This window comes from Paenibacillus sp. oral taxon 786 str. D14 (genome assembly GCF_000159955.1).
In the GTDB taxonomy this organism is placed as follows: domain Bacteria; phylum Bacillota; class Bacilli; order Paenibacillales; family Paenibacillaceae; genus Fontibacillus; species Fontibacillus phoenicis.
Genome location: NZ_GG695974.1, coordinates 133,321 through 136,141, shown reverse-complemented (window position 1 = coordinate 136,141; position 2,821 = coordinate 133,321). Strand labels below are relative to the sequence as shown.

Sequence of the window (2,821 nt, the reverse complement as noted above, 5' to 3'; positions counted from 1 at the left end):
ACCCCAATTGGAGTCGTTAGGTTGCAATTTAGCCTTTGCTTAAGCTCCGGTGTTCGCTTTAACCAGCACCTCGGCGTATTTCGCCTCATCTTTCTCGCGGGACAGGAAGGTGCCGACAAACGCAGCAAGAAAGCCAAGCGGGATGGAAATAATTCCCGGGTTCGTCATCGGGAAAAGAGCCGTTCCGGTCAGAATCGCCTTGCCCGGCTCCGGATCCCAGACGTTTGGACTTAGCGCCACAAGGATAATCGTGCTGAACAAACCAACCAGCATGCCGGATATCGCCCCCGTGCGGTTAAATCTTCGCCAGAACACGGTGAACAGGATAATCGGCAGATTAGCGCTTGCCGCAACGGCAAAAGCCAGCGAGACGAGGAAAGCCACGTTCATTTTCTGAGCAAAAAGAGCCAGCAGAATCGAGATGATCGATACGCCAATCGAGGCCCAGCGAGCCATCCGCAGCTGCTCGCCTTCGGACGCTTTGCCGCGGCGGACGATCTGTCCGTAGAAGTCGTGTGCAAAAGCCGACGCTGCGGACAGAACAAGGCCGGTGACCACAGCCAGGATCGTCGCAAACGCGACCGCCGAGATGAAAGCGAACAGGAAGTCGCCGCCAAGCGCCTTAGCCAGCAGCGGAGCGGCCATATTGCCGGCTTTGTCGACGGCGGTGATCTCCTCGGTGCCAACGAACGCAGCGGCCCCGAAGCCAAGGAAGATCGTCATCACGTAGAAGATCCCAATGATCCAAGTCGCGTAAACCACGGAGCTTCGAGCCGTACGGGCGTCCTTCACCGTAAAGAACCGGATCAAAATATGCGGCAGCCCCGCCGTCCCCAGCACCAATGCCAGGTTAAGCGATATCGTCTCCAGCGGCACGTTATATTTGTTGCCCGGATTTAAGTACTTTTCCATGAGTGGCGTTGCGGTCTTCATCTGCTCGAACATGCCGGTCAGGCTAAAATCAAACTTGGCGAAGACCATCAGCGAGATCACGAAGGTGCCGCCCATCAGCAAAATCGCTTTGGTGATCTGCACCCAGCTTGTGGCATGCATCCCGCCAAACACAACGTAGATGGTCATAAGCACCCCAACGATCAGCACCGAAGTGACGTAATCGAGTCCCAGCAGGAGCTTGATCAGCGCCCCGGCTCCAACAAGCTGCGCAATCATATAGAAGATCGAGATCACAATCGTATTCAGCGCCGCAAAGCCGCGGACTTCCTTGTTCGCAAAGCGGGACGCAATCATGTCAGCAACGGTATACTTGCCCAGATTCCGCAGCGGTTCCGCAACCAGGTACAACACGACAAGATAAGCAACGAGAAACCCGATGCTGTAAAAGAATCCGTCGAACCCAACCAAGGCGATCGACCCGGCAATACCGAGAAATGACGCGGCCGACATATAGTCACCGGCGATGGCGGTTCCATTTTGCCAGCCCTTCAGCCCGCCGCCTGCGGTGTAGAATTCACTGGTGTTGTTCGTTTTTTTCGCGGCAAAATAGGTAATGACCAACGTCAACAGCACAATCGCGCAAAATAAAGTAAATGCCATGATCGTTACGCCCCCATTTCCCGCCGAATTTCATCCGCCAACCGGTCGAACCTTCGCGCAACACGCGAGTACAGGATGCACAGCGCCCACGTCATGATAAACTGAGCGAACGCGAACAGCCATGCCCAGGAAATCGGGCCAATCGCCGGCTGATTCAATACCTCCGAATACGAGGTCATGATCGGGAGCGCGAAGTAAAACAGCAGGAAAAAGACAGTCGACGGAATAATGAACCGTTTCTTGCGGGAGATCAGCGTCTTGAACTTGGCGGAATGCCACACCTCGGTATAGCTCTTCCCTTTCGCCGCTTTTGCGGCCTTCGCACCTTTTGCAACTTTCGCAGCCATCCTTCACCCTCCAAATCTCTAAATTTGTAAGTCACCCAATATATGTAAGCGATTCAAATTCATTTTATGCAAGGTTAGGCTTGCGAAATGTTTAATTTTTAACTTTTTGATAGATTCATATGCGGATAAAAAAAGACACCCGAAATCCGCTCAGGTGCCTTTGTGGGCTCTTTTTTCTTAACGGGATCAGAACCAGCGCCCCAACGATGATGCCCATCCCCAAAATGGCTGCGGTCCAATACAATCCGCCAACTCCAGTCTGAGCGGCCATCTTCGTGATCTCGGCCACGCTGTCGGCCAATACCTGCGCCTAATCCGGCTGCGAGCGCCAGCGGCGTAAAATCGCTCAAAACTGTGATGAGCGCTTTGCCATTGCCATCCCTCCATCATTCATATCTACTTCCAGGTCCCCGGGTTAGAAATTTTTGAGCGCATTTTCGGCAATTCGTCTTAGCAGGCTCGACACGAGCTTCACTTCCTCCTCAGCAAACCCTTCAAGCAGTTTGGTTTCTGTTTGATGTATATGTTCAAAGATCTGATCTACCAATAGTTTCGCCTTTTCCGTCAGCAAAATAATCCGCGCTCGCGAATCCTCCGGATCTTCAGATCGTACGATAAATTGTTTCTGTTCCAGCCGTTTAATCAATCCGCTCACCGTTGGGTTTGTTAAATTGAGAGCAACCTCAATATCCCGCTGGCGGATTTTTCGATCCGCGTGATGAGCCAGAAATAAGATCAAGTTGGCTTGACTATGCGTTAATCCAACTTCCTTCAGGTGAAGATCTCCGATTTTGCTAGCCTGATTCTCGATGATCTTCAAAGAAGATATCAGGATTGGTTTTCTGCTTTCATGCTGCATCCCTTCACCACCTTTTACAGAGCATGCTATCTAAATATATAGCAAGCTTTGTAAATAAGTC

Annotated in this window: 3 protein-coding genes; all 3 read right to left on the bottom strand. The window is 51.8% G+C overall.

The window, feature by feature from the left end:
- Positions 1-39: 39 nt before the first annotated feature.
- Positions 40-1,554: a solute symporter family protein gene (locus POTG_RS09260; RefSeq protein ID WP_009224570.1), complete on the bottom strand. Its 1,515-nt coding sequence runs from the start codon at positions 1,552-1,554 to the stop codon at positions 40-42.
- A gap of 5 nt (positions 1,555-1,559) precedes the next feature.
- On the bottom strand, positions 1,560-1,901 hold the full coding sequence (locus POTG_RS09255) for a DUF485 domain-containing protein (protein WP_009224569.1): 342 nt from the start codon (positions 1,899-1,901) through the stop codon (positions 1,560-1,562).
- Positions 1,902-2,316: 415 nt separating this feature from the next.
- Positions 2,317-2,760 (bottom strand): MarR family winged helix-turn-helix transcriptional regulator, encoded by a 444-nt coding sequence (locus POTG_RS09250; protein WP_009224567.1) that lies wholly within the window; start codon positions 2,758-2,760, stop codon positions 2,317-2,319.
- Positions 2,761-2,821: the final 61 nt, after the last annotated feature.